Genomic DNA, 26,708 nt, shown 5'->3' with positions numbered 1-26,708 from the left:
GTCCCAAAATTTTATTTGGGACAGCTCAATTTCCTATTTATAACTTAAAAGAAATCATAAATAAATGCTTTACGTACTGGAACTATATTCTCAAACGCTCGTATTTCCTCTTCACTTCCGCTAATTAATTCTAGTTCATTAAGTTCTAACGGACGTTTGTATCCAAACATTATTGTAGATAATGCATTTATATCTAGCCTAATTCCTTTATCCTTTATTTCTTCTTCTATAATTGTTATTTCATGATTTGCAAGCCTCACTGTAACGTTATTCCACGGTGCAAATGAATCTATAATATGTAAAATCACTTCTTGCTGTGCATTGTTCCAATTCAACTCATATTGTTTTAAGAACTGCTCCACATCTACAATTCTGCCCATAAAATATGGCTTTATTTCTGCTTTCACGCGTGGCTCTTTTAGTGTATATAATAACGGTTCATTTTCACTTACTGTCATTTCAAATTCTTTAATCATAGAATCATGCTGACAAATAAAGTTCCACAGACCATTTCGCGCTTCATTATACAGTGGAACAAATTCTTCTACTGTCATTTTATAGTTTTCTATTTTATATAGCATGTAGCCAGCTGCCGTTTTATTTTTATCGTAATAAATCGCTAATGTTAAATCATCATAAACAGCTTGTAACCACCATTTTTCATCGCGAACTAGCATACCGGAAAAACGTTCTGCAAATGTTTCATAAATCTTTTCGACCTCTTCTGGGTGATTTTCTTTATTGAAACGTTTTACAGTACCATTTACTTGTTTTTTCATAACTAAATCACTCTTTGTCATATGACATACAAAGAGATTCGCACAAAGTTCCCAGCCGTATTTACGGTAAAATGAAACAGCAAATGGATGTAGCATTGATACTGTATATCCGTCATTTTTCATCGTTTGAAGTGAGTGTTGAAGCAATTCTTTTACATACCCGCTTCTTCTATACTCTGGATACGTCGCTACCCCTGCAACGCCTCCCATTTTTAATTTTTCTTTGCCTATGTATATATGAAACGGAATAAGATGCAGTTTTGCTGCTACATCTTTCCCTTCCATAATACCGTATATTTCATGACTTTCTTTCATCTTTGTAAGTTGTTGTTGCAATCGTTCCTCATCAACTTTATATTGAAAAGCGTATTCCGATAAGCGTAATGCTTCTCTAAATCTATCTTCTTTTAATCGTATAACGTTCATATATTTCTCCTCCATTCCTTGTTTGAATTGTACCATAATTCCCAATATTCCAGTGCGGTGAATGCAATTATATGGACTTAACGACACGAATCCAATATAAAAAGCAGATACATCCCGTATCTGCTTTTTATTACTTTATTTTGCTAACTTTTGAAGTTCTTCGAAGAATGTAGGATATGATACGCCTACTGCTTCTGCGTCTTCAATTGTTGTTTTTCCTTCTGCTAGACAGCCGGCAATTGCAAGCATCATTCCGATGCGGTGATCACCGTAACTATTTACTGTATTGCCTTTTAGTGCTGATTTCCCGTAAATAATCATCCCGTCATCAGTTGCTTCTATGCGCGCTCCTAGTTTCGTTAACTCCGCAACGACTGTATCAATACGGTTCGTTTCTTTTACTTTTAATTCGTGCGCATCTTTAATTACTGTAATTCCTTCTGCTTGCGTTGCCGCTAAGGCGATAACAGGAATTTCATCGATTAATCTTGGGATAATATCTCCGCCAATTTCGATTCCTTTTAATGAAGATGTTTCAATTGTAATATTTGCAGCTGGTTCTGATGCTCCTTCGTTAATTGGCTCTACAGTAAAAGTAGCACCCATTTTCTCTAAAACATCAATAATACCTGTACGAGTTGGGTTCATTCCTACATTTTGTAATACTAGTTTACTATTTGGAATAATTGCACCTGCTACTAAGAAAAATGCTGCTGATGATACGTCACCTGGTACTTGAACGTCTGTCGCTGTTAACTTCTGTCCACCTGCAAGTTTCACTGTTTTTCCCTCGCGAGTTACGTTAACACCAAATGCTTCAAGCATTCTTTCCGTATGATCACGTGAAATATGTGGTTCTGTAACAGCTGTTACACCTTCTGCACGAAGACCTGCAAGTAAAATAGCTGACTTTACTTGCGCACTCGCTACAGGTGAAGTGTATTCAATTGCTTTTAAATCTCCACCACGTATTGTTAACGGTGTAAACGTCCCTTCTTCGCGGCCATCAATGTTTGCACCCATTTGTTTTAATGGATTTGTAACACGTTTCATCGGTCTTTTTGCGATAGATGCATCACCTTGTACGCAAGAGAAAAATGGTGTATTTGCCAAAATTCCTGACATTAAACGTATTGTTGTACCAGAATTACCAACATCTAATACAGCTTTCGGTTCTTGTAAGCCTTCTAATCCTTTACCAACTACAGTGACTTCATCACCATTTTGCACGATTTCTACTCCCATTTCTTTAAAGCAAGAAATTGTACTTAAACAGTCTGCACCGGGCAAGAAACCTTTAATTGTTGTTTTTCCTTCTGCAATCGCGCCGAACATGACAGCGCGGTGTGAAATGGATTTATCTCCTGGAATTGTAATAATACCATTTAATCCGTTATTAACAGGTTCTATTGTTCTTTCCTTCATGTTTTCACCTTCTCATTTAAATTGTTTCATAAGTTTGGTATTTTTCTTCTCTAAGCGCTAGCTTTGCTTTCATACGATCTTCTTCTCTTTGGAAGCTAATACGTAATACCCCAAGCAACCCTTCACGTGCTTCTAATATTTGCAAGTTCGTAATACTAATTTCTTCGCGTGCCAAAATACTCGTAATATGAGCCAATGCCCCTACTTTATCTAAAACATCGACGTATAAGTCGTGATAGGCAGGAATTGCCCCTCTCTTTCGTACTGGTAAAGAGTCACGGTATTCTTTCGCGTCTGCAAAATAGTTTTGAATCTCGCCTGCATCTCCGGTAGAAACTGTATCATATAAATCTTCCATTTCAGAGATCCACTCTTTTAATAATACCATTAAATGCTCGCGATTTTGCTTAACAATATCACTCCACATTTTTGGGCTACTAGATGCGATACGTGTAATGTCTTTAAACCCTCCGGCAGCTAGTTGATGAATGAGCGGATTATCTCCTGCATGTTTCTCCACTTGCTTTACTAATCCAGCTGCGATAAGATGCGGAAAATGACTAACGATCCCTGTTACATAATCATGTTCCTCTGTATTTAGAACGAGAAAATGAGATCCTGTTCCTTGTAACCAACGCTTCAGTTCTTCCACATGTTCATTTGGCACATGATTCATCGGCGTTAAAATATAAAATGCATTTTCAAATAAATGTGCTTTTGCACTTTCAACTCCCGTTTTATGAGAACCTGCCATCGGATGTCCACCAATAAAAGAGACTTCCTTTGAAAATAAAGCTTCCGCTTCATTCATGATCGTCCCTTTTGTACTACCAACATCTGTTACAATAACATCTTCTCGTAAATGAAATGACGCTAATTTGTGTAATAACTTCTTCGTTTCTTCAACTGGAGAAGCAAACACAATTAAATGCGCCTCTTCACATGCATGCTGTAAATCTACTGCTACTTCATCTACTACATGTAATTCTTTTGCACGCTCTACTTGTTCTTGAAATATATCATAACCTGTTATCGTTACATCGTGCTCTTTCTTAATTGCTAATGCGAGAGAGCCTCCGATTAAACCAGTTCCAATTAAAACTACCTTTTTACGCATTTTCCTCATCTCGAGACTTTCTTTTTTTATTTTCAAAGTGTTGTTTTAACACTGAAATCACTCCTTCATTTTGCTCCCTTGTTCCGACTGTAATACGGACACCATTTGGGAACGGACGAATAATAAATCCTGCGTGTGCACAAGCTTCATAAATCTCCCCAGCATTCTCAACTGGCAAGAAGATGAAATTTGTTTGCGATGGATAAAACGGAATTTCATTTTCTTTACAAAAGCTTTCGTATTGTTGTAATCCCTCTGTATTCACACGAACTATTTCCTCAATAAACTCGTCATCACCAAAAGCAATCGTCGCTGCTTTTTGCGCTAATGAAGATACGTTAAATGGCAAACGTACGACATTTAATTTCTCGATTAGCTCTTTCTGTCCAATCGCATATCCAACGCGGAAAGAAGCTAATCCGTACGCTTTAGAAAATGTTCTAAGTACAAGAATATTTTTATGTTTTTCTAAAAGCGGTAATGTCTCTGGGAAATCCTTTGCTGTTACGTATTCATAGTACGCTTCATCAATGACAATTAACGTATTTTCACTAATACCTTCAATAAATTGAGTCAATTTTTGATCATTCACATATGTGCCTGTCGGGTTGTTCGGATTACAAATCCATACGATTTTCGTATTATTATTTACCGCTGACGAAATTTCGTCTAAATCGTATACACCGTTATTTAAAGGAATTTCTTTCACTTCACAGCCTTCAATAATTGCATGATGACGGTACTGCGGGAATGTTGCACCAGCCGTTACGATATTATCTCCTGCTTTAAGTACTGCACGGCTTATCATTTGAATGACTTCATCTAAACCACTACCGCAAAGTACTTGTTCTATTTGTACATGTAACTTATTTGCAATTGTTTGACGAAGTGTTGTAGCACCTCCGTCAGGATATAAAGCATGTTCTAACCACGATTTTTGCAACTCACCTAAAACACGTGGTGAGCAGCCGAATGGATTTTCATTCGATGCTAATTTCACAAACGAATGATCTCCGTACACTTCTTTCATTTGTTCAGGTGATTTACCTGGTTTATATGGTTGTAATGATGATAGTTGATCTTTTACTTGCATGTTAAAACCACCTTTTTATTAAAATTCTTTTGCGTATTTGTTATGTTGTGTAATGTTTTGCTGAATTAAATCCATACGATCTTTTCCGAATTGTTCGACAAGCGCATGTGCAAGTTCCCATGCTACAACAGATTCAGCTACTACACCTGCTGCTGGTACTGCACAACTATCAGATCTTTCAATACTCGCTTGGAATGCTTCTTTCGTATCAATGTCAACACTTGCTAACGGTTTGTATAATGTAGGAATTGGCTTCATTACACCTCTTACGACGATCGGCATACCTGTTGTCATACCGCCTTCTAAACCGCCGGCATTATTCGTTTTTCTCGTGTATCCTTGTTCCTCATCCCATAAAATTTCATCGTGTACTTTACTTCCTGGCTGTCTTGCTGCTTCAAAACCAACGCCGATTTCAGCACCTTTAAATGCATTAATACTCATAATCGCACCAGCAAGTTTTGCATCTAATTTACGATCGTAATGAACGTAACTACCAACACCTATTGGCATACCTTCTGCAATGACTTCAACAATACCGCCGATTGAATCCCCACTACTTTTAGCGTTATCTATCGCATCCATCATCTCTTGTTCTACTTCTTTATCTAAACATCGAACTGGTGAATCTTCAGTAATTGTTTGAATTTCTTCTATTGATAAGTTAGAAATATGCTTCGCTTGCACACCACCAATTTCAAGAACGTGTCCTGCAATTTCCACGCCTAACTCTTTTAAAATTTGCTTCGCAACTGCACCAGCAGCTACACGAACTGTCGTTTCCCTTGCAGATGAGCGTTCTAGTACGTTTCTTATATCACGATGACCGTATTTGATTGCTCCGTTTAAATCCGCATGTCCTGGACGTGGTTTTGTAATTGTACGTTTCATATCTTTACTTTCTTTTTCCGAAATTGGCTCTGCACCCATTACTTTCGTCCAATGTTTGAAATCATCATTTTTAACGATTAACGTTATTGGTGAGCCAAGTGTCATCCCATGACGAACACCACTTACAATTTCAACTGTATCAGTTTCAATTTGCATACGTCTTCCGCGTCCGTGCCCTTTTTGTCTTCTTAATAATTCTTTATTAATATGTTCCGCTGTTAATGTTAAACCTGCTGGTACACCTTCTAAAATAACTGTTAACTGCGGCCCATGTGATTCTCCAGCTGTAATGTATCTCATTTCTCTTGCCCCTTTACTATTTTTTTGTACAAAAAAGTCCCTACTGAGCGCTCAGTAGGGACGATGTTTATCGCGGTACCACCCTAGTTGTAGACTAAGTTTCTGTCTACCTCTCTTCTTCTTTAACGATCATTTGACCGTCTTCCCCTCCATAAATGGCGAGAAAGATGCTCCAAGGCTGTAATTCATGCTTACCTTTGTACTGATTCACACCGACCATCAGCTCTCTTTAACAGTGAGATAAGCACTACTGTTTCCTCTTCAGCGCATATATAATATGGAATTAAGATAATTTATTTTTGAATCCTTTTAACTCATCCATGAATCTATGGAATTCTGGAATATCCATTTGTTGTGCAGAATCTGATAATGCAACTGCTGGATCTGGATGTACTTCAGCCATTACTGCATCTGCACCAATTGCAAGTGCTGCTTTCGCCGTTGGTAATAATAAATCTCTACGTCCAGTTGAATGCGTTACGTCAACGATAACTGGTAAATGTGTTTCTTTCTTTAAAATCGGTACTGCTGAAATATCTAATGTGTTACGTGTTGCTCTTTCGTATGTGCGGATACCGCGCTCACATAGAATAATTTGGTCGTTACCTTGTGCAATGATGTATTCCGCTGCGTTAATGAACTCATCAATTGTTGCTGCTAAACCACGTTTTAGTAATACTGGCTTGTTAACTTTACCTACAGCTCGTAGTAAATCGAAGTTTTGCATATTACGTGCACCAACTTGAATTACATCAACGTAGTCTAATGCCATTTCAACATCGTTCGGATTTAAAATTTCACTAATGATCGCTAAGTCGAACTCATCTGCTACTTGGCGTAAAATTTGTAATCCTTCTACTCCTAAACCTTGGAAATCGTATGGAGATGTTCTCGGTTTGAAAGCACCACCGCGCATTAATTTTAAGCCTTGGTCTTTCATTGCTTGCCCTACTTGGCGAACTTGCTCTAAACTTTCAACTGCACAAGGCCCCATGATGAATGTTTGTGTGCCGTTACCAATCAATTCACCTTTTACATTAACGATTGTATTTTCTTGTTTCTTTTTACGTGATACTAGTAATGCTTTACGGTTATCATCTTCTTGTAATTCTAAGCTAGCTTTGAAGATTGTTTTGAAAATATGTTGAACCGTTGACGTTTCGAATGGTCCTTCGTTATTCTCTGCGATCATATCAAGCACTTCACGCTCACGTACTGGATCAAAACGTTTCGTACCTTGTACTTGCTTTTGTTCCCCAATTTTTTGAACGATTTCACCACGTTTGTTTAAAAGGTGTAATAGTTGTAAGTTAATTTCATCTACCTGTTTACGTAATTGATCTAATTCATGATTTGCCATTTGGAAATCCTCCTCTAATGTTTTAAAAGTATAGTAAGAGAATGAAAAATTCTCTATTTTCTGAACTGGTCAATTATACAAATTTAAAGTGGAATCGATACCTCTTCTTATTTTAAACTAATAATTAGTACAAAGACACTATCTACTAGCTAAAAAACCACTTTTTTTGTACAAAAAAGCCCTACTGATCCAATCAGTAGGGACGATATTTATCGCGGTACCACCCTAGTTGTAGACTTCTTTCGTCTACCTCTCTTCATTGTTAACGATCATCTGACCGTCTTTCCCTTCATAAAGACAATACTATCTTTACTACGAAAAAGATGCTCTAGGACTGTAATTCGCTCTTGTTTTTGTACTGGTTCACACCAACCACCAGCTCTCTGTTACAGGGAAACAACAACTACTGCTTTTCCTTTCAACGCATGAATATTTAATTTTCAAGTTGGACCACTAAAATACAAAAAGTCCCTACTGAATAAATCAGTAGGGACGATATTTATCGCGGTACCACCCTAGTTGTAGACTAAATTTCTGTCTACCTCTCTTCACTGTTAACGATCAATTGACCGCTTTTCCTTCATAAAGACAATACTATCTTTACTACGAAAAAGATGCTCCAAGACTGTAATTCATGATTATCCCTGTACTGGTTCACACCAACCACCAGCTCTCTGTTACAGTAAGACTAACCACTACTGTGATCTCTTCATTGCACTTTGTTTATTCAAATGTTTTTGAAATTGAATAAGTATGATTCGTATTATAGAACGCTTTTCAAAACACTGTCAACAACTTTTTATATATTTTTTTAAAAATCCACTTTCGTCCTACATTTCTTTTTGTAAATTCTCCATAACAATTCCGATGCGAATTATCTCATTATCTATCGCATTTAATACATATTTTTCTACTCCATACCGGACTAACACTTCTTTTATTTGAATGATTTCAGTTTCAAGTATATCAGCTTCCTGAAGCGTTTGCAGTAAGGTGAAAAATATATTTGCATACAATTCTTTATACATTTTTATGCTCTCTGTCTTTTCAAGTATTTCATTCAATAACTGTTTTAACTCCGTTTGATTTCCTTTTCGACCCACGTCCAAAAATGTTTTACATATGATAGATAACCCTCTTTCTACTATTTCATCCATAAATAAAATAATACGTAAAAGCATTACATATTCTCTAGCTGTGATTTCACCCATTTTCGGTCGCTCTCGCAAAAATACACTGAGCCAAGCTGTCCAAAATTTTTGTTGTTCTTTTGCACTTAATGTTTTGACGTAATAGCATAAAAATTGCATAAATTTAATTTTATTTTCTTCATTTTCTCGTATAAGTAAAGGGTATAACCATTCTGTTTTTTGCTCCCAATACAGTACACATTTAATAAATACAAAACTAAGCCATTTCAAGAAAGCTTCCCTCGTATGCGGATGTAATACTTCCAAATGTTCTACCGCATACTTAATAAATCGCTTCATCTCTGTAAATAAAGGTAAATTTATTTGCGTGTAACACAAGCCTGCCCATGCATATTTCGTAATTTCATTTTCCTTCTTTAAATCTAAATACGGTAACAAATATTTTCGACACCACTGCTTCTCTATATGATAAAGAAATGTAATATCTGCTACTAAACGAGCTAGCATAAAATTTGTCCGTTCTGAACTAACTCTTACTTGTTCTTCAAATAAAAATAAATATTCATACACATTACGATCGTATAAATGATCATATGATAACAGTTTTAATAATACAGCTGTCATTTTCCCAACAGGATGCTGGATTGATTCATTGTAAAAATCTTGTTTTCCCAGCTTAAAATCTGTATCACTTTTCATAACTTGAGGGAATACGGAAAAAGCAAACCGTTTCAAATTGCGTATACTATTTTCCTCTAACTCTTCTAATCGATTACTAATTTCATATAGAAAACTACTAATTAACCAATGAAAAGCAGTATTTCTAACAAATTTCTGCAATAACGGAATAACTTTTTGGATTTGTTCATTTGTCAGTCCTCGGTTATTTCGCCACTCTCTAATACATACAAACCATACTTCATTACTTATTTCGTGCATGCCAACTAATTGATAAGCAAATGAAATGCTCCATTCTGTATTCAATTTACATGCTTTCGATAACATCTCTAAAAAATGACGTTGTTCAAACACACCGTCTTGAGAAAATTGGCGAACTTGTTTCATAATTTCTTCGTCTTTCAGCTGCAATAATCCATCAGCAGTTACATTACAAGTAATACTTTGTTCTGTGGTCTCTTTCTTTTGTAGACTGTATCGATCAGAATGAAAGTGAGGATGTTTTTGCTTCATTAACTCGTAACCTTTTGCCGTAGATGGACTATTCGAATCACAATTGAATAATAAATCTAACACGAAACAAACATCAAATGCCCGCTCCTCTGCAAGGTCCTTCAGTACAATTTGAATGACTTCTTCCTTCGTTTTTTCTAAAGAGAGTGCGAAATGATTTTTTATAAGTTGAAAAACTTCACGTTTATACGTGACATCTAAAAAAAGTTCTTCCTGTAACAACCATTTCATCTTGTCATCGGCGCTAACAAATATATTTTTATTCATCGCATCAATTGCAATTCGATTTTGAAGTATACTGTTTGCTTCTATCATTTCTGTAATATAATAATTTGCTTTTTTCTCATTGTTTTCACATAAATAGGCTAAACATTCTTTTACAATTTGAATTAAAAATGCAAGATCATTTTGCTGAAAGTCTTTTTCCGCATTTTCCTTATCCTTTTTTTTCAGTGCCGTTTGTCTTAGGGATAACATTCGCATCTTCTCTATTCCCATCATCATAATTGGAACGGCGTAATAGGAAATATGCGGTTTCATCTTCTCATTCCAAATTTGCTCCACATAAGAAAATGTAGACACTGGTAAACGACTCGATTCCTCAAGTTCTATCGATTCTTGCGTATCATTTCCCCATTTTCTTTCCCGCTTCAATTTAAGTTTCCCGTCCAAAATAAACGTTAGTAACAATAAAGCAATCTCTTTATGCTCAGGAAAAGAACATTTTTGTAGTAAGTAAGAAATTGTTTCAATTGATTTACTATCTTTTTCAGCTGTTTCTAATAAAAGGAGTGTCCATCTTGCAAACAACAACGGGTCCATTTTACTTTTCGTTTCGTTTAAGTAGCTACAAATAGTTCTCCAAAATAACGGAGATATTTTAGAGTGATTTTTAAAAATTAATTGAAATAATTCTTTTTGATGAGTAAAAAGAAATTGTTCCACTAACCATTCTGCAAGTAATTCATCTACCTCATTATAGTTTGGTGTAACTAAAAATAAATTTTGTAATTTCCCTTCAGCTTCAAGCCATTCCACCCATTCATAATCATGAGCAAATTCAACAAAGTAGCGGACTGTTTCAATTTTTTTTATTGATTGTTTTATGTATGATAATTGTTCCTGTTCTACTGACGGTGGCACTGTTACTATGTCACGAATTCGCATTCGTTTTGTAATATAATTATCACCCATTAATTCCGCCCATCGTTTCACTGCTTTAACAAGAGACTGATGATTATTACCTTTATTCGGATACACAATCGGTCTTATTCCTAAATGCTCCCAGTGGTACGTATTTTCTCCTTGTGCAACAAATGCATAACGCCTTGTACTTGGTGGTAAACCAGTTGCTAAATATTTCATTACTGGGTCATTATGACTATATCCAACGAACAAAACGGTGTAATTTGAAAATAAATCAACTAAAAACCTTCTCGCCCATCCTTCCGTCAAGTAAGCCCTTCCAAAATCACCATCTGTTAAAATTAATGCTTCTTTCTCCTGTTCTATATTGCCATGTATGTAAGCGAGCCCTTTAAACGCTCTACCTGTAGGTAAAGCAGGTGCGTAATATACGTTTAATTCTCTATTCATTTCTTTCATCGCAGTTGTAAAATGTCTATCAAAATTCGTCGTTACAATGCGGACTTCCGTATCTAAAGGAAACAACCTCGGAATCGCATAATGAAGCGGATTTGGCTTTGACTTTTCAATATGAACTAAATCTCTTGCAACTTGATGTACATCCTTTGTTTTCGCAATTTTACCAAGATAATAATCATGCGGTTCTGTAATTTCACGTGTTTCTACATATAACGTTTTCGCAATTTCATCAACTAGATCATCAAAATTCGGTAAGTTTGATTTCCCTTTCATAGAAACTCCCGCTCCAACAAATAGTACTAACTTTCCTTGTTCAAGATGATCAAATAACTCATCTGGAATTTCTACTTCTGAAGTAATCCACACCTTGGATTCCCCCTTACCTAAAAATGTCATATACTCTCATTTTACTATAACATTTTTCCTTTGTTTTTTTAATATTTAGACAGATATCGAACATGAAAAAGTTTTATGTAAATATATTCGTTACAATGTATGAACTCCTAAATTTATTGTAAAACTATGTATAAATCGGAGGTGTAAATATTGAATGGTTTTACTGTAGTACTTATCAAATTTATATCGTGCATTATCGCATTTAGTATTGGACTCGCTTTATTTTTCCCTGCAACGTTCGTCCAAATTATTTCATTCAGTCTTTTTGTTACAATCGTATCCTATATGTTCGTTGATAAAATTATATTAAACCGAATAGGCAATACTGGTGCCATTATGTCGGATTTCTTACTAACTTATTTAAGCGTATGGATTTTCGGTAATATTTTATTAGACAATTACATGCAAATTGCATGGGGCAGTTTCCTTTCCGCTACTGTCTTTACATTATCTGAAGTAATTGTTCATCGCTTTTCTAACTCGCACACACGGCACAACAATGATAACATTCATATTAATCGCCGCTTTGCATATGGTACTGAATTTGCTGAAGAACAGAATATATTGGATAAAGATAAGAAGAAGTAATGTTTTGATAAAGGAACTCCATCGCCATTAAGCTAAAAAAAGCAAATACCCCAAAACGAATAAATTGACATCTCCAAGAGAAAATGTACATTTTTTGTTTTGGGGTATAATAAAACGCTTAAGTTGATGAGCATGTTGTGCTACCCCGTCAAAAAAAGTAAAAAGTGTTTATCAAGAGTAAACGATCTTAACTGTAATAACCAATTAAAGAAAAGGGCAGAATCTGGATCTTCGGATACAGATTCTGCCCTTTTCTTTAATCACATTTTTCTATTTGGTCGCCTTCTTCACCTGCATTTTCTGCCGAACTATCCGTTCCGCCTCCCACTGCATGTTGCTGTTTAGTATTAGAACTTTCGATAGCAGCGTTGGTTCCTGCTGCACTGTCATCTCCACCACCACTTGCTACTTGAGTAGCACTAGCCTGTTCCTTACGGGTTTTATTAATTTGATTATTGATGATAATTACAAGTTCTTCCTCTCCATCCGAAGTTTCTTTTTTCATTTTATGCGGTTCAATCTGGTCTCCACTAATACCCTTATTTATGGCTTTGCCTCCAGCGCCCACTGTTTGTTGCTGTCTGGTATTCGATGAATCAATTGCTGCATTACTTCCTGCCGCACTGTTTTGTCCAGCCCCACTGGCAATTTGTGTTGTATTCGGTGCAAATGTAATCTGATTATTTATGACAATGACAATTTTTCGTTTATCAGCAAGATTTCCCAAATTAATTTCTTCTCCATCTTTTTTTACAAATCGAAACGTGATTTCTTCATTGTTTTCCATGTTCTCCCCCCTTGTAATATTAAATGACTGGAGAATGATAATGGATTGGACAAGCGTATTTTTTTATAAATATGTGCCCCCGTCCACAATGAAGGATGTATTATCAGATTCCGGTATTTTACTCGTATGAGGTACGTCGACTTGACGACAGTCCAGCATCCGCCGAATTTTGGGATGCATAGAGAATAATCTTATAGAAGATATAGAAAGAGAGATTAGTAGAAACATTGGTATATAAAGGTTGCTAAGTTCCATTTTATTTTTCTACTTTCCTTTTCTTATTTAGATTTATCAGCCAAATATCTAGCATAGTGAATTAAATTTCTAGCTACATCTAATTCAAGATTAAATATATTAGGTACCCCCGGTCTCCAATTCACCTCAAATAACCACAATTTTTGATCTTTATCAATCCCTACATCAATTCCTAACTCATCAAATAATACATCCTTAAATAAAGAATTAAAATGGTTAGAAAAAGTTACTGCAAATCGTTCTAAATACCTTTTAATATTATACCAATCGTTATCAAACTCCGCTTTTAAAAAAACATCTAAATAAGTACTATAGCCACCCTTAGCCATATTTGATACAATACTTCCTAATGGACCTATTCTGGGGAATATAGAAGTAACAACCCACCTGCCTTCCCCATTTCTTTGAACATGCAATCGAAAATCATAAACATGACCAGATTTCATTTGACATGAAATAAACTGTTGAACTATGTATCCTTGCTCTTGAATCTTATCAGATATAAAGCTCCGTAATTGTTTTTTATTAATAGATGCAATTTGTTCTGACTCATTCATACTATAATTCATCCCATTTTTTTCAATGAAAACAATACCACTACCTTGATGTCCAGAAATGGGTTTAATAATAAGTTTTTCATAACGATTAATCATGTCAAAAAACTTATTAACATCATTTAATTCATAAAAAGGAATAATATATTGCTTAAATTTTTTTGCTCTATTTATTCTGTTATATACACTTAATTTATTTCCAATTGAATGACTTGTAAAAGGAACTTTTTCATGTAGATAATCATAGATTTGCTGATTTTTATCACTAATATGAACACTTGCATTATAAATAACATCTGGAAAAGAAAATTCTTGTTCAACCCAATTACCATTTTCATAAGTTTTACCTAAAATCTTCTCCGTTTCTATATTTACCTTCCCTAAAGTAAAATAAAAAAAGTCCACACCTTCAGCTTTAGCTACAGCAGCGTAAGTATATGCTTTCTTTACGTCATTCGGATCTTTCCGATGATGAAGCATACCAATTATAGTCATGTCAGTTCTTCTTCCCTTCTTTCTAAAGGTCTTTTTCAAAATAAACATCCAATTCATTATATATATATTCATGTTCTCCCTCATTCAACCATTTTTCGAAAAAACCGGAACAAGCTTAACCTCATTTTAATACTCTACCTATAGAAATAATAAATTTGAAGTTTTATAAAATGATAAATGATAAAGGTTAAGGTGACATAAAATGGATACTATCGTTTTCATTGAAACAAATAAATCTGGATCAAGTAGGGAAGCAATCAAAGCAGCTGAAAAACTTAATTTCTTTACTGTTTTATTAACTAAAAAAACAAAATTTATTAATGAACGCACTATATTCCCTGATGTACATCAGATGATTTTCACTGATATAAATGATTATGATAATATAATTACAACAATTGAAAAATTAAATAAATCAGGAAAAAACATAAAAGGGATCTTTAGTTTTATTGATCCTTATGTTTATGTGGCTGCACGTTTATCAGAAAAATTTTGCTCAAATATTGTATCTACTAATGCTATCCATCATATGGAAAACAAAATATTAACTCGTAATGTACTTAAAGATTTACCAATCTCACTCAACTATTTAATTTATAAACCAACAGAATCATTATCATCTTTTTTTAAAAAAACTAATAAGATAAATTTCCCTCTTATTGTGAAATCCCCTAAATCAACAGGATCAAAAGATGTATTATTAGTAAAAGATAACGATCAATTAATTTTATCTATACAAAGTCTTTTGAAGAAATTACCTAATGAAGAAATTCTACTTGAAGAATATATAGATGGACCTCAGTACTTAGTCGAAATTTTAGTTCAAAATGGAAAAGTCCATATTATAGCAGTAATTGAACAAGAAATCACACTTTTTGAACGCTTTATCGTTACTGGTTATTCTTTATTAGGACAGGTAGACAAAAGACTATACAATAGTCTTTTCAATGCAGTAAATTCTGTTATTCAGGCTTTTAATATGAAAAATGGAGCTTGTCATCTAGAACTCCGGAGAATAAAAGATGTTTGGAAATTAATTGAGATAAACCCCAGAATATCAGGTGGAGCAATGAATGACATAATTGAAATTGGGCATGGAATCAACTTAGTACAAGAAACTATTCGATTAATGTTAGGAAATAAACCTTCACTAAATAAAAAACATCATAAATATGTGTATGCTCATTACCTAACAGTTAAATCTAAAGGAAAACTAATTCGAGTTACAGGGAAAAATCGTAGTTCTAAATGTCCTGGTGTAGAGAAAGTTTATATAAAACCTAAAAAAGGAACTTTTCTAAAACCACCTACATCAATGGGACATCGATATGGATACGTTATAGCAGCATCCTATTTTAAAACAGAGGCTAAAAAAATAGCTTTAGAAGCAGCTAAAGAAATTTCATTTGAAATCCAAGAATAATAAATACAACATATATACACCAACTGATAAAAATATACTAATCGACTCACTTCGACAACTTGATTTCAAATAAAAAAAGCGGCCACTCTTTTAGAGACAGCCGCTTTCCCACTTACGCTTCTATTTTCAAATCTTTTAACGCAATAACATCCGCAAATGATCCAAATATAACATTATGATGCTTTACAATATCTTCAGCTCGTAATACATCTGTATCAAATGTGCTATGTGCATCACTTATTAATGTTACTTTATATCCTTCACTAAACGCTCTGCGCGTTGTCGTATCCACACAGTACTCTGTTTGCATACCTGAAATGATAATATGCTCAATCCCTTTTTCGTGTAACACTTCGTTTAAGTTTGTCTTATGGAATGAATCTGGCGTCGTCTTTTCCACGATACTGTCCCCTTCTTGCGGAGCAATCGCCGCATGCACTTTCCAACCATCTGTACCTTTTTCCAAAGGATGATCTTTCGGCCCGTTATGTTGTACATAAATAACTGGAACATCATTTGAACGACATTCCCCAATAAGCTCTTGCAATATTTCTAAAAACTTTTCCCCATTATGTACTCGCATTCCTGCTGTATACATACCTGCTTGCACATCAATTACTAGTAATGCCTTTTTCATATCGCGCAGCTCCCTTTATTTGTATAGGCCTCTACATATTCATCATAATATAGTACTTCAATTACGTTGGACCAATTCAAGATTGATCCGATGAAGTCCTTTATATCTAATCCAGGCATTTCGTATACTTCTTCATCATTAGCCGTTCCCGTCGCATCTTCAATGAGCGTAACTTTATAGCCTTTTTCAAAAGCAGCGATACTTGTAAATAAACAACAAAATTCCGTATTAAATCCAACGATAACAACATGATCAACTTTATGTTTCATTAATATTTCTTCAACACCTGTATCTTTAAACGCACTAGGTGTTGTCTTCTCGGCTATATAATCCGCAAACTCGATATATTCTTCTACTAATGCACTTCCAGTTGATTCAAAATACAACGTACTTTCTGGATTATCATCTCGGTGTTTTAAGAAAATAATAGGTTCATTCTCTGCTTTAAATTGTTTTAAAACATTTGCGATTAACTCTTTTTCAACAGAAAAATCTTTACACTCTAAAATCCCCTTCTGCATATCTAATACAAGTAGCGCCTTCATTTTTATCACCTATCCTCTATACGTTTATATTCCACCATCCAACAATCTTCTAACTTCCCCTCATGTAGTTCATGTTCCTTTAAAATTTTCACCTTTTTAAATCCACATTTTTCATAACACTTTATCGCGCGTTCATTATTTACTTTCGGGTCCATTGCGATTGCTTCTGCTCCCGCGTTCTCCATAATATATGTAATTGCGGCCTGAACGAGTTTTGTTCCAATTCCTTTTCCCCAATAAATTGGCTCTCCGATAAATTGATCCATTCCCCAAACATTTTGCAATTCTTCATAGCCATATAATGATTTCCACTCAGAATCAACTGGATACATTTGAATATAACCGATCGGTATATTATCAAACTCTATTAAACATCTTTTTTCATGACTATTTGGATTATATATAAAACGATCAAGTACCATTTCTACAGATTGCGGATTATCTCGCCCTTCATAATACTTCAGGATTTCTGGGTCTGTTAACCATTTTGAAATGATTGGTGCATCCTCTTCTATTACGTATCTAACCGATACATTTTCATTTTGAAATAGCATATAGTACCTCTTTTTAATTATTTATATTTTTTTGTTGTGAAATCTTTTATTGCACCTATTAGTGCGTATGGTAACAATGTAATCGCAAAAAGAGCTGTAAATAAATTAAAATGAGGGATTTCATATGGAGTGAACCATTCAGTGAAAAATTGAGAATGTAAAATTCTATTTAAAAATTCTCCACTCGGTTTAAAGTTTGGTGCCCATGCAGTAACCTCACAAATAATAAATAGTAATTGAACAATTATAAATGCCCCTAGATAGCGAAACCATGTCCGTTTCCAAATTGGCTGCACCTTATTTAATTTATGTTCCATCTTGCCCCCCACCTTTTTATTTCCATCATATTAATTATACACTTTCTACGCTTTATTTGTTAGAATTTTCCACACACTTAAATATGTTAAAGGAAATATATCATCCCTAATCTTATACAAAAATTAACTTTAATCATCCTAAGGGAAATCTCTGCCAATGGTAAAATAACCCTCGCAAAAGAATTATATAAACGTTTCGGTCAAGGAATACTTCTAGTTTCTCAAAATGTCACACTTAAATATATGCTAAAAGCTCACGACACATTGATTAACTTAAATTATTATTCACTATACGAAATATGCAATATTTCATATTTTATTATTTTAATATCTTTTTATTAAATATCCATCAATAGAATTTCATTCGCATTATGCATTAAATCAACATTTATAATTTAATCATTTATTAAAATTCTGCAAAATCGCTCCCAAACATTATATTCAAATAATTATATCGGAAATTCTTGCTCTACATATCCATTTATTTTTGGTTTATTATGTAGCAGAAGAGTAATTAAAAGACTTACTCTTTGCTATTGAGGGAAGAGCTTGAGAGCCATATCAGGCTCTTCTTTGTTTATATACCATGAACTCATTTAAATAAACATTAATCTCCCCACGCTTTTAGTATAGTCTCTATTTATAAACAAGATACAAGTTTCATATCTCATTTTAGTTTTGGTATAGATTTAGTAATAAATCCATTTTAAATCTTGGACCAAATTGAAATTTTTTTCAATGAATTACACGAAATCAAAAATAAAAGCCAGCCTCAATAAAGAGAACTGACTTCTATTTGGATCATTATAGTTACTATAAAATTTTCACTTTAACAGTTTGTCTTCCCCAATTCATCGCTTTACTTTTTGAACCCATTAATACATCAATGCGATTACCTTTAATTGCGCTTCCAGTATCACCAGCTATAGCTTCTCCATAACCTTCTACCCATACTTTAGATCCTAATGGAATTACTTTCGGATCTACTGCGATAATTCTCATATTCGGATTTGACGTTAAATCATGCCCCATAGCAGTTAAAACGCGTCCACCATATGTACCATTCTCACTTGGATCAGCAGTATATGCTGTCGCTACTACCGTTAATTCACGTTTAGCAGACTGTATGTTATTTTTAGATTCTTCTCTTGCTTTCTCTTCTTCCTTAGCCTTTGCTATTTCTCTTGCTTTCTCTTCTTCCTTAGCCTTTGCTATTTCTCTTGCTTTCTCTTCTTCCTTAGCCTTTGCTATTTCTCTTGCTTTCTCTTCTTCTTTAGCCTTTGCTACTTCTCTTGCTTTCTCTTCTTCTTTAGCCTTTGCTACTTCTTGGACTTTCGCTTCTTCTTTAGCCTTTGCTACTTCTTGGACTTTCGCTTCTTCCTTAGGTTTTACTACTTCTTGGACTTTCGCTTCTTCCTTAGGCTTTACTACTTCTTGGACTTTCACTTCTTCCTTAGGTTTTACTACTTCTTGGACTTTCGCTTCCTCATTAGGCTTTGCTATTTCTTGGACTTTCGCTTCTTCCTTAGGCTTTACTACTTCTTGGACTTTCACTTCTTCTTTAGGCTTTACTACTTCTTGGACTTTCGCTTCTTCTTTAGGCTTTACTACTTCTTGGACTTTCGCTTCTTCCTGTGCTTTCACTTCTTCCTGCACTTTTGTTGCTTCTTTAGCCTTTACTTTTGCTACCTGCTGTGTTTTAGCTTCTTCCTTAGCTTTTACCGTTTTTTGTACTTTTGCTACTTGCTTCGTTTTCTCGTCAGCCTTTTTTTCAACTGGTGCTGTACTTGATAAGAAAGAAACATTCGCATAGGCTGTTTTTCCTTTATACTCAAATTGCAGCCATCCGTCTTTTACTTGATGCGTTGATTCAATGACATCATCTTTTTTCAGTCTGCCAAGAATTTCTGATTCTGTATTTGCATCAGAACGGACATTCAACAAATTCGCTGTTACGTGATACACATCTTTTGTAAACTCCGCACTTACAAATACTTCTTTACCATTTAAATCAATTTTTGACCATCCTTCTTCCGTATGTATAACTTTTAACTTTTGTCCTTCCTTTACTTTTTTGACAACTTTTGATTCTGTAGTTGGCTTTTCACGTACGTTGAGTATATCCGCTGTTACGATTGTTTCTGCAGTTGCAGATGTGGTAAAAGCCCCCAATCCAAAAACTGTTGCTGTTGCTGCGCCAATTATTTTTTTCATATTATCCTCCATTACATTTTTTTGACTTCTATTATATCAAATGCTTCCATAAAATCAGGTACTTTCACATAATATCAAAACTTTTGTAACAATACATTAATATTACTTAATATATTGTTGTTCAAAATATCCTTTTTCTTCAAAAATATCAAATTTATATGTTATTCTATAAATAAAAAATCACGTCATCTTATATAAAATGACGTGATCTTTTTAGAGGAAAAACTATTTGTTACATCTTCTTTGTTTCTAGCGATATATTTCGAACATATCTAGCCACCATTCATGCAAAATTTCAGGGGCATTCGTCTTCATAATACATAAAAAACAATTTTAAATAATTTGAAAGTAAACTAATTTCTATTAGTCTATTTTATTTCACTAATTCATTTATTAATAATGTGTTTAAGAATTTCTACAGTTATCTTTCTTGATTATCATAATAGGTTTTATCTGCATATTTTTTATCATTTCCTTTTAGATATGCTAAGATAATTTTTGGATTTTTAACTAAAGTCCAATCCCCATATGTATCAAATCTTCTGCACGAAGTTATCATTCCATTTTTTATTGTACCGAATTTCTTATTTTTTTGTTTTCCCCATTCTTTTAACCTGTTTGCAAAATCTGCATCTTCTGCCATAAGCATATTTTCATTAAATCCATTAATCGCCATAAAGTCTTTTCTATAGCACCAAAAAATCCCGACAGATATAGCCCCATACTTAAAAAATAAAGGAATTATTATTAACAATGCGGAAACAAATATTCCTAAAGATATTCTTTCAAACTTACCAGTTACCCCGCCGCCAATATATTTACCTGAAGCTAAATATTTGTCTACGTTAGACAAGAAAGACTCTGTCATTTGGGTATCAGCATCTATAGTAATGATTATTTCTCCGTTAGCTATTTCGGCTCCTGCATTTCGGATTTTAGATAAATTTTTATCGTCATTTTTTAATGTAATACAGTTATACAACTTTGCAATTTCCTCAGTTTTATCTGTACAACGATTTAAAACCACTATGACTTCAGTTCGATCTTTATATACTTCCGCTGCCTTTGAAATTGAATCTAAACATTTTCCAATGTACTTTTCTTCATTATGCGCAGGAATTATAATAGAAAACTTTACATCTTTTTTTAAATTGTTTCCTGAAGATTCATTTGTTTCCTTCATAACACTTCCCCTTTTTATAAAATGAATTTTCACTCTTTATAATATATATTAATATTTATGAGGCGGTATTATTAAAACTAGAAATAGACTATGAATCGTTTGATTAAAGTTCCCTAGAATTCTTGGATCAAAACAAAATTAAACAATACTTTTTATACTACATAGTTGTCGCGATTCCTGCCAAAAACAAACTTACAATTGCCAAAAATTGAGTACCTACTATAGCCCCTCTTAAATGGAACTTGTAATCTTTATATCCCTTCATCCCTTCTGTACTAGGAATAACAACAAATCTCGGGGTAATCCAGCAAAAGATTAGCCAATCAATTATAAACAAATCTACTAAATTGAAAATCATTAAAATACCAAAAGTATGTAAATAGGCATCAATATATAATAATTTTTCATATTTATGTAGTATATATGTAGAAACGACAGGCGTACCGAAAAGAATAGCATTATATGCAATATTAAAGTAGATTGTTTGCTTCTTTTCATAAATCGATTTTGGAAAAACTACCTTTTGAATATCTTTCGGATATTCAGTTAACGAAAGACGGGGATTATAATATAAAGATCCTAAAATCATTACGGATAGTACAATAGACATAATGACACCAACGTACATCATTTGCTCAAATGGATTCATATGCTTCATTCACCTTTTTCTGCATTCACTCCATAGTGCACGCACTTAATTACACATTGTATGTACGTTACTAACCAAAAATTAATAATTACCTTTAATAATCTTTTATAATTGAAATTATGATTTACGTGTCATTAAACTTTTCTGAAGAACATTAAAAATTAGTTTGGAGGAGTTATTATGAAGAAACTATATTTTAATAAATTTGAACCAACAGACTTCAATTTATATTTCCAGCTCGTTTCAAATGAAGAAGTAATGGTGCAAATTACCGAACGCGCTATTCCATTAGATGAAGCACGAAATGATTTTACAAGGCTGTTAAAGCGCAATGAAAAACATCAACTATTCGGCTCTTATAAAGTATATGATTCTATTTCAAATGAGTATGTTGGTCTTGGACATGTTACGGTAAACGAGGATAATATTAAAGAAGCTGAAATTGGTTATATGATTTTGCCAGAGCATTGGGGGAAAAGATATGGTAGCAGGATTGCAAATGAATTAATGAATATTGCGAAGCAGACAGATGTAAACGTACTAAAAGCAATAATTGATCCAAACAATATCCCTTCTCGCAAAATTTTAACAAATATAGGTTTTACATCTGAGAAAGTTTGTGAGATTGATGGATTGCCTGGGGAGATTTTGAGTACATATATTTAACTAAATAAAAGGCAACACTACTTCTCGACCACTAGTAGTATTGCCTTTTTCTCTTAGCCATCGTTACATAACATGATGGCTATTTTTGATTACTTTTATTCATAATTAATTGATAGATACGTTCTTTTTAACTGAATATCAAGCTCCCTACTATACAATAGAAAACATCATATACACACCAACAACGAAGAATACGGCAAGTGTCTTAATTATCGTAATACCAAATATCTCTTTATAAGCTTCCCTGTGCGTTAATCCTGTAACTGCAAGTAAAGTTATAACTGCTCCGTTATGAGGTAAAGTATCCATACCTCCTGCCGCCATTGCAATCACACGATGCAGCACATCTAACGGAATATCAAAGTTTGCTGCCGCTTCAATATATTTTTCTGCCATCAAACCTAATGTAATACTCATTCCACCCGAGCCTGATCCCGTCAGCCCGCACAATATATTCGTCATGACTGCTCCACTAATTAAAGGATTTGAGAAAGTCCCCGTTAAATAGTTTTGAATCATGACAAATCCAGGCAAAGCTGCTATAACGGCACCAAATCCATACTCGGCTGCAGTGTTCATAGCTGCTAAGATTGAACCACTCACACCAACGCTTGTAATTGATTGAAAATGCTCTTTTACCGCTTGGAAGTTTAATAATATAGCAGATAATATTCCAATAAGAAGTGCCATTTCCACTGACCAAATCCCCACGACTTGTCCCATATCAATTGTTCCGTACTCCTTCAAACCTATGGATGCAAAATCAAATCCCTTTGTATACCAAACAGGAATGAATTCTGTAAAGACTTTATTCATCACTCCAACCAGTACAAGCGGAAGAAATGCTATCCAGTAACTAGCTGGAATTACATCGCTGGAAGCAATCGGATTTTGCACCAATTGCGCGCTAGTTGTAGCAGCCATCTCAGAAGTAGCATCGCCTTTTCCGAAGTACCCTTCGCCCTTAGCAGCAGCCTTCTTCCTACATCTTTCCAAATACAACATGCCACATATAAAGATAAATAGTGCTCCGATAATTCCTAATGTAGGAGCGGCATAAATATCTGTTTTAAAGAACGTAGTTGGAATAACATTTTGGATTTGAGGTGATCCAGGAAGTGAATCCATCGAAAACGTAAATGCGCTGAATGCGATTGTCGCTGGAATAAGACGTTTCGGAATATCCGCCTCACGAAATAATTGCGCCGCAAATGGATAAATCGCAAATACTGCGACAAATAAGCTGACACCACTGTATGTAAGAATCGCTCCCATTAATACGATGGAAAGAATCGCTCTTTTCACACCGATAAAACGGATAATAATTTTCGCGATTTTTTCTGCTATTCCAGTGATTTCTACCACTTTACCAAATATCGCTCCAAGCAAAAATACAGGAAAATATAATTTTATGAATCCGACCATCTTCGCCATAAAAACATTAGAAAAGAATGGTAAAACATTCGCCGGTTCTGTTAAAAACACAGCGAGCAACGCACATAACGGAGCGAATAAAATGACTGAGAAACCTCGGTAAGCCACAAAAATAAGCAAGCCAAGCGCTAACAATACAATCAATAAATCCATAAACCCAATCCCCCTCAATAATACGGATTTTTTATTTTTGTATCCTTTTCTGTTTGTATATTTATAGCTTTTTATTTATGATGAAAGATTGGTATCCTCTTTTCTATAAAGGCCTCCACTCCCTCTCTTACATCACTCGTTTGAAACACATGTCCGAAATTTTCAGCTTCTATTTTTAACCCTTCCTCAAGAGAAGAAGATAGCCCCTTATCGATAGATTGCTTCATCAAAGATAATGCAGGAAGAGAGAATCGAGCCATCTTCACAGCTAGTTCCTTCGCCTTATCCAGCGATTCGCCACGCGGAACAACATGATTCACCAAACCAACCCGCCAAGCTACTTCAGCAGTGAGTGCTTCACCAGTAAACATCATTTCCTTCGCACTTGCAGTTCCTATTAATCGAGGCAAACGTTGCGTTCCTCCCGCACCTGGAAACAAACCTAATTTCACTTCCGGAAGCCCGATTTGGGCATGTTCTTCTATAATCCGTAAATCACACGATAAAGCTAATTCACACCCGCCCCCAAGCGCTAATCCGTTAATAGCAGCGATTACCGGCTTTGGCAATCTTTCTATTTTATTTAACGGATTCTGGAGCCACAATGATTTTCCCTCCGCATATTCACTCCCTTTCCCAATCCATTCCGGAAACGATTTAATGTCTCCTCCTGCAACAAAGGCCTTTTCTCCAGCACCAGTTAGAAGTACAACAATTACTTCATCATCCCGTTCAATTTCATCGACCACTACCGTCAGTTGCTCTACCACCGCATCGCTTAGTACATTCACAGGTGGATTATCAATGATAATCGTTGCGATTCCATTTTCTTTGGACCATGTAACAACATGCTTATTTTCCAATTCAATCCCTTCTTTCCGATATATAATGAGGTAGAATCAGCACATCAACTCGTTCTTTTAATTACATAACCGACCTGTTCGCGATCCCAAGCGCTGCCGATGCCTTCCTCCTGCAGCTTGAATTTTTGAATCCGTTCCGTCGCAGTTTTTGGGAAAGTTTCACTAAACTGAACATATCGAGGTACCATAAAGTAAGCCATACGTTCTTGACACCAATCTATAATCTCTTCATGGGACATCGTTTCATCTTTCTTTACAATCACATATAATTTGACATCCTCTTCTCCCACTTCTGACGGGACACCGATGGCCGCGGATTCAAGTACTTTCGGGTGATTATTCACAACTTTTTCGATTTCCCAAGAGGAGATATTTTCTCCACGCCTCCGGATACACTGTTTGATTCGATCGCTAAAATATAAGTAACCTTCCTCATCTAGATAACCGCGATCTCCTGTATGGAACCATCCCTCCTTCATCGCCTCCTCTGTTTTATCAAGCATTTTATAATAACCTTCCATGAATGCTTGTCCCTGTAAGGAACGAATAAAAATCTCTCCAATCTCACCCGTCCGCGCTTCATTTCCATCCTCATTGACAATCTTCGTCTCTACGTAAGAATATGGTTTTCCAATAGAAGGTGGCTTATTGGCATGAAGTGGATTCGTTACACAAAAACCCGTTGTTTCCGTTAATCCGTAGCCTTCCACAATTCGAACGCCAAATCTCTCCTCAAAAGGCTTCCAAAATTCCTTAGGAGTAGCAGCACAAGCCGTCACCCTTACTAAATTGTCATTATCGTCTTCCTTTTCTGGCTGTTTGCAGAGAATAGGAATCATAGATCCTAAAGAATTAAAAATGGTTGCGCCATGACTGCGAATTTCACTCCAAAATCTAGAAGCACTAAACCGTTTACCAAGAGCGATCGTCGCATTAGAAGAAATAGCTCCGAGTACTGTATGAGCCTGGGCATTTATATGAAATAACGGCAGCGCTGTAAATAAGACATCTTTTGAACTTGCGCCAACCATATAGTTAGCAAATGACTTCGCAGAATTTACATAGGCAGCATGACTTAACATGACTCCTTTAGGTAATCCAGTCGTTCCTGAGGTATAAAGGATACTGTCAATAGAAGTGGCGGAAATAAATTCAGTTGGAAGGTGATGGTTATTTGTATTTAGTACATCTTTCAATTCCATTACTAACCGCTCTTTACCATCGCCTTTAATGATCGCGCTTTCATTTTTTCCGTAAGCAACAATTTGGATGTCCCTATGTATAAATGACAAACAAGAGACAATTTGAGGAACAAATTCCTTATCAACGATAATTAACTTACAATCAGAGTGAGATACAATATACTGCAAACCTTCTCCTTTTAAATGCACATTCAGAGGCACCGCGATTGCTCCCATAAAAGATAAAGCAAACCATACATCCAGATATTCAGGAGTATTATGAAGCATAATACAAACCTTATCTCCTTTTTGAATACCGAGTTCACAAAATCCCGCTATGGCTCTTGTAATTCGATGATATAGCTCCTCATATGTAACCCTTTGTTCTTCAAATTGTAAATACACTTTACTTGGTGTTTTTTCGATACTTTGCATAATAAAATGCGGTAAGCTTTGATTTTCCAACATTGAATTCC

Annotated in this window: 22 protein-coding genes, 1 pseudogene and 3 other annotated features; of the genes and pseudogenes, 4 read left to right on the top strand and 19 right to left on the bottom strand. The window is 34.9% G+C overall.

The genetic code is table 11. From position 1 onward, the window contains the following. Positions 1–44 precede the first annotated feature (44 nt). The 7 genes from QEP67_RS13140 to QEP67_RS13110 form a co-directional block, all read right to left on the bottom strand. Positions 45–1,205 carry a GNAT family N-acetyltransferase gene (locus QEP67_RS13140; protein ID WP_001100977.1) on the bottom strand — a complete coding sequence of 387 codons (1,161 nt, stop codon included), beginning with the start codon at positions 1,203–1,205 and terminating at the stop codon, positions 45–47. A 135-nt stretch (positions 1,206–1,340) separates the two neighbouring features. Then, complete coding sequence (gene aroA / locus QEP67_RS13135; RefSeq protein ID WP_000664597.1) at positions 1,341–2,630, bottom strand: 3-phosphoshikimate 1-carboxyvinyltransferase; 1,290 nt, start codon at positions 2,628–2,630, stop codon at positions 1,341–1,343. Between the two features lie 16 nt (positions 2,631–2,646). After that, complete coding sequence (gene tyrA / locus QEP67_RS13130; protein ID WP_001228146.1) at positions 2,647–3,747, bottom strand: prephenate dehydrogenase; 1,101 nt, start codon at positions 3,745–3,747, stop codon at positions 2,647–2,649. After that, a complete protein-coding gene (gene hisC / locus QEP67_RS13125) occupies positions 3,740–4,840 on the bottom strand; it encodes a histidinol-phosphate transaminase (RefSeq protein ID WP_001197278.1) in 1,101 nt (366 codons plus the stop codon). Before hisC ends, tyrA begins: the two co-directional genes overlap by 8 nt. An 18-nt stretch (positions 4,841–4,858) precedes the next feature. Further along, on the bottom strand, positions 4,859–6,031 hold the full coding sequence (aroC, locus tag QEP67_RS13120; protein ID WP_001269421.1) for a chorismate synthase: 1,173 nt from the start codon (positions 6,029–6,031) through the stop codon (positions 4,859–4,861). 53 nt (positions 6,032–6,084) lie between these two features. Then, positions 6,085–6,305 (bottom strand) — a binding site (T-box leader). Between the two features lie 9 nt (positions 6,306–6,314). Beyond that, entirely contained in the window at positions 6,315–7,391 is a 1,077-nt protein-coding gene (locus tag QEP67_RS13115; protein ID WP_001273583.1) for a bifunctional 3-deoxy-7-phosphoheptulonate synthase/chorismate mutase, read from the bottom strand. Positions 7,392–7,586: 195 nt separating this feature from the next. Then, positions 7,587–7,822, bottom strand: a binding site (T-box leader). A gap of 54 nt (positions 7,823–7,876) precedes the next feature. After that, positions 7,877–8,113: a binding site (T-box leader), on the bottom strand. A 108-nt stretch (positions 8,114–8,221) separates the two neighbouring features. Beyond that, positions 8,222–11,734: a DUF4020 domain-containing protein gene (locus tag QEP67_RS13110; protein ID WP_002108130.1), complete on the bottom strand. Its 3,513-nt coding sequence runs from the start codon at positions 11,732–11,734 to the stop codon at positions 8,222–8,224. Positions 11,735–11,884: 150 nt separating this feature from the next. On the opposite strand from QEP67_RS13110, the gene QEP67_RS13105 reads away from it, so the two are divergent. Then, complete coding sequence (locus QEP67_RS13105) at positions 11,885–12,322, top strand: YndM family protein (RefSeq protein ID WP_001013095.1); 438 nt, start codon at positions 11,885–11,887, stop codon at positions 12,320–12,322. Between the two features lie 256 nt (positions 12,323–12,578). Here the strand turns inward: QEP67_RS13105 and QEP67_RS13100 are convergent, their stop codons facing one another. Both QEP67_RS13100 and QEP67_RS13095 read right to left on the bottom strand, forming a co-directional pair. Continuing rightward, on the bottom strand, positions 12,579–13,109 hold the full coding sequence (locus QEP67_RS13100; RefSeq protein WP_000429648.1) for a hypothetical protein: 531 nt from the start codon (positions 13,107–13,109) through the stop codon (positions 12,579–12,581). A gap of 278 nt (positions 13,110–13,387) precedes the next feature. After that, positions 13,388–14,485 carry a YheC/YheD family protein gene (locus tag QEP67_RS13095; RefSeq protein WP_001028917.1) on the bottom strand — a complete coding sequence of 366 codons (1,098 nt, stop codon included), beginning with the start codon at positions 14,483–14,485 and terminating at the stop codon, positions 13,388–13,390. Between the two features lie 130 nt (positions 14,486–14,615). Here QEP67_RS13095 and QEP67_RS13090 point away from each other — a divergent pair, with 130 nt between their 5' ends. Beyond that, the gene (locus QEP67_RS13090; protein WP_000379779.1) at positions 14,616–15,836 is read left to right on the top strand and encodes an ATP-grasp domain-containing protein; all 1,221 of its coding nucleotides are present in this window, start codon (positions 14,616–14,618) and stop codon (positions 15,834–15,836) included. A gap of 112 nt (positions 15,837–15,948) precedes the next feature. Here QEP67_RS13090 and QEP67_RS13085 read toward each other — a convergent pair whose 3' ends face one another. Genes QEP67_RS13085 through QEP67_RS13070 form a run of 4 tightly spaced genes read right to left on the bottom strand, consistent with a single transcriptional unit; the run spans position 15,949 to position 17,889 of the window. Continuing rightward, on the bottom strand, positions 15,949–16,473 hold the full coding sequence (locus QEP67_RS13085) for a cysteine hydrolase family protein (protein ID WP_000709770.1): 525 nt from the start codon (positions 16,471–16,473) through the stop codon (positions 15,949–15,951). Beyond that, positions 16,470–17,018: an isochorismatase family protein gene (locus QEP67_RS13080; RefSeq protein WP_000645815.1), complete on the bottom strand. Its 549-nt coding sequence runs from the start codon at positions 17,016–17,018 to the stop codon at positions 16,470–16,472. The genes QEP67_RS13085 and QEP67_RS13080 overlap by 4 nt, the downstream gene beginning before the upstream one ends. A 5-nt stretch (positions 17,019–17,023) precedes the next feature. Beyond that, a complete protein-coding gene (locus QEP67_RS13075) occupies positions 17,024–17,572 on the bottom strand; it encodes a GNAT family N-acetyltransferase (RefSeq protein WP_000898822.1) in 549 nt (182 codons plus the stop codon). Positions 17,573–17,589: 17 nt separating this feature from the next. Beyond that, complete coding sequence (locus QEP67_RS13070) at positions 17,590–17,889, bottom strand: YfzA family protein (protein ID WP_002108129.1); 300 nt, start codon at positions 17,887–17,889, stop codon at positions 17,590–17,592. A gap of 99 nt (positions 17,890–17,988) precedes the next feature. Here QEP67_RS13070 and QEP67_RS13065 point away from each other — a divergent pair. Next, positions 17,989–18,189 (top strand): annotated as a pseudogene (locus QEP67_RS13065) (hypothetical protein); the annotation flags it as partial. A gap of 513 nt (positions 18,190–18,702) precedes the next feature. On the opposite strand, the gene entB reads toward QEP67_RS13065, so the two are convergent. The 3 genes from entB to QEP67_RS13050 all read right to left on the bottom strand — a co-directional run bounded on the left by entB (position 18,703) and on the right by QEP67_RS13050 (position 21,935). Then, complete coding sequence (gene entB, locus QEP67_RS13060; protein ID WP_353706613.1) at positions 18,703–20,103, bottom strand: cell wall-binding protein EntB; 1,401 nt, start codon at positions 20,101–20,103, stop codon at positions 18,703–18,705. 421 nt (positions 20,104–20,524) lie between these two features. Beyond that, positions 20,525–21,286, bottom strand: coding sequence for a glycosyltransferase (locus QEP67_RS13055; protein WP_000665385.1), 762 nt, complete (start codon positions 21,284–21,286; stop codon positions 20,525–20,527). Between the two features lie 157 nt (positions 21,287–21,443). Next, positions 21,444–21,935, bottom strand: a complete 492-nt coding sequence (locus QEP67_RS13050) for a hypothetical protein (protein WP_001067770.1) — start codon at positions 21,933–21,935, stop codon at positions 21,444–21,446. 180 nt (positions 21,936–22,115) lie between these two features. Between QEP67_RS13050 and QEP67_RS13045 the strand changes: the two genes are divergently transcribed. Next, complete coding sequence (locus tag QEP67_RS13045) at positions 22,116–22,601, top strand: GNAT family N-acetyltransferase (protein ID WP_000737811.1); 486 nt, start codon at positions 22,116–22,118, stop codon at positions 22,599–22,601. A 150-nt stretch (positions 22,602–22,751) separates the two neighbouring features. Here the strand turns inward: QEP67_RS13045 and QEP67_RS13040 are convergent, their stop codons facing one another. The 3 genes from QEP67_RS13040 to QEP67_RS13030 all read right to left on the bottom strand — a co-directional run bounded on the left by QEP67_RS13040 (position 22,752) and on the right by QEP67_RS13030 (position 26,700). After that, a complete protein-coding gene (locus tag QEP67_RS13040) occupies positions 22,752–24,188 on the bottom strand; it encodes a GntP family permease (protein WP_000364899.1) in 1,437 nt (478 codons plus the stop codon). A 71-nt stretch (positions 24,189–24,259) separates the two neighbouring features. Continuing rightward, complete coding sequence (locus QEP67_RS13035; RefSeq protein ID WP_000428211.1) at positions 24,260–25,051, bottom strand: enoyl-CoA hydratase; 792 nt, start codon at positions 25,049–25,051, stop codon at positions 24,260–24,262. Positions 25,052–25,095: 44 nt separating this feature from the next. Then, on the bottom strand, positions 25,096–26,700 hold the full coding sequence (locus QEP67_RS13030) for an ATP-dependent acyl-CoA ligase (protein WP_098486699.1): 1,605 nt from the start codon (positions 26,698–26,700) through the stop codon (positions 25,096–25,098). Positions 26,701–26,708 lie beyond the last annotated feature (8 nt).

Origin of the sequence: Bacillus cereus group sp. MS39, assembly GCF_040448665.1 — a bacterium.
Classification (GTDB): domain Bacteria; phylum Bacillota; class Bacilli; order Bacillales; family Bacillaceae_G; genus Bacillus_A; species Bacillus_A wiedmannii.
Note: the sequence above shows the minus strand (reverse complement) of the source record. Positions and strands in the feature narration are given on the sequence as shown.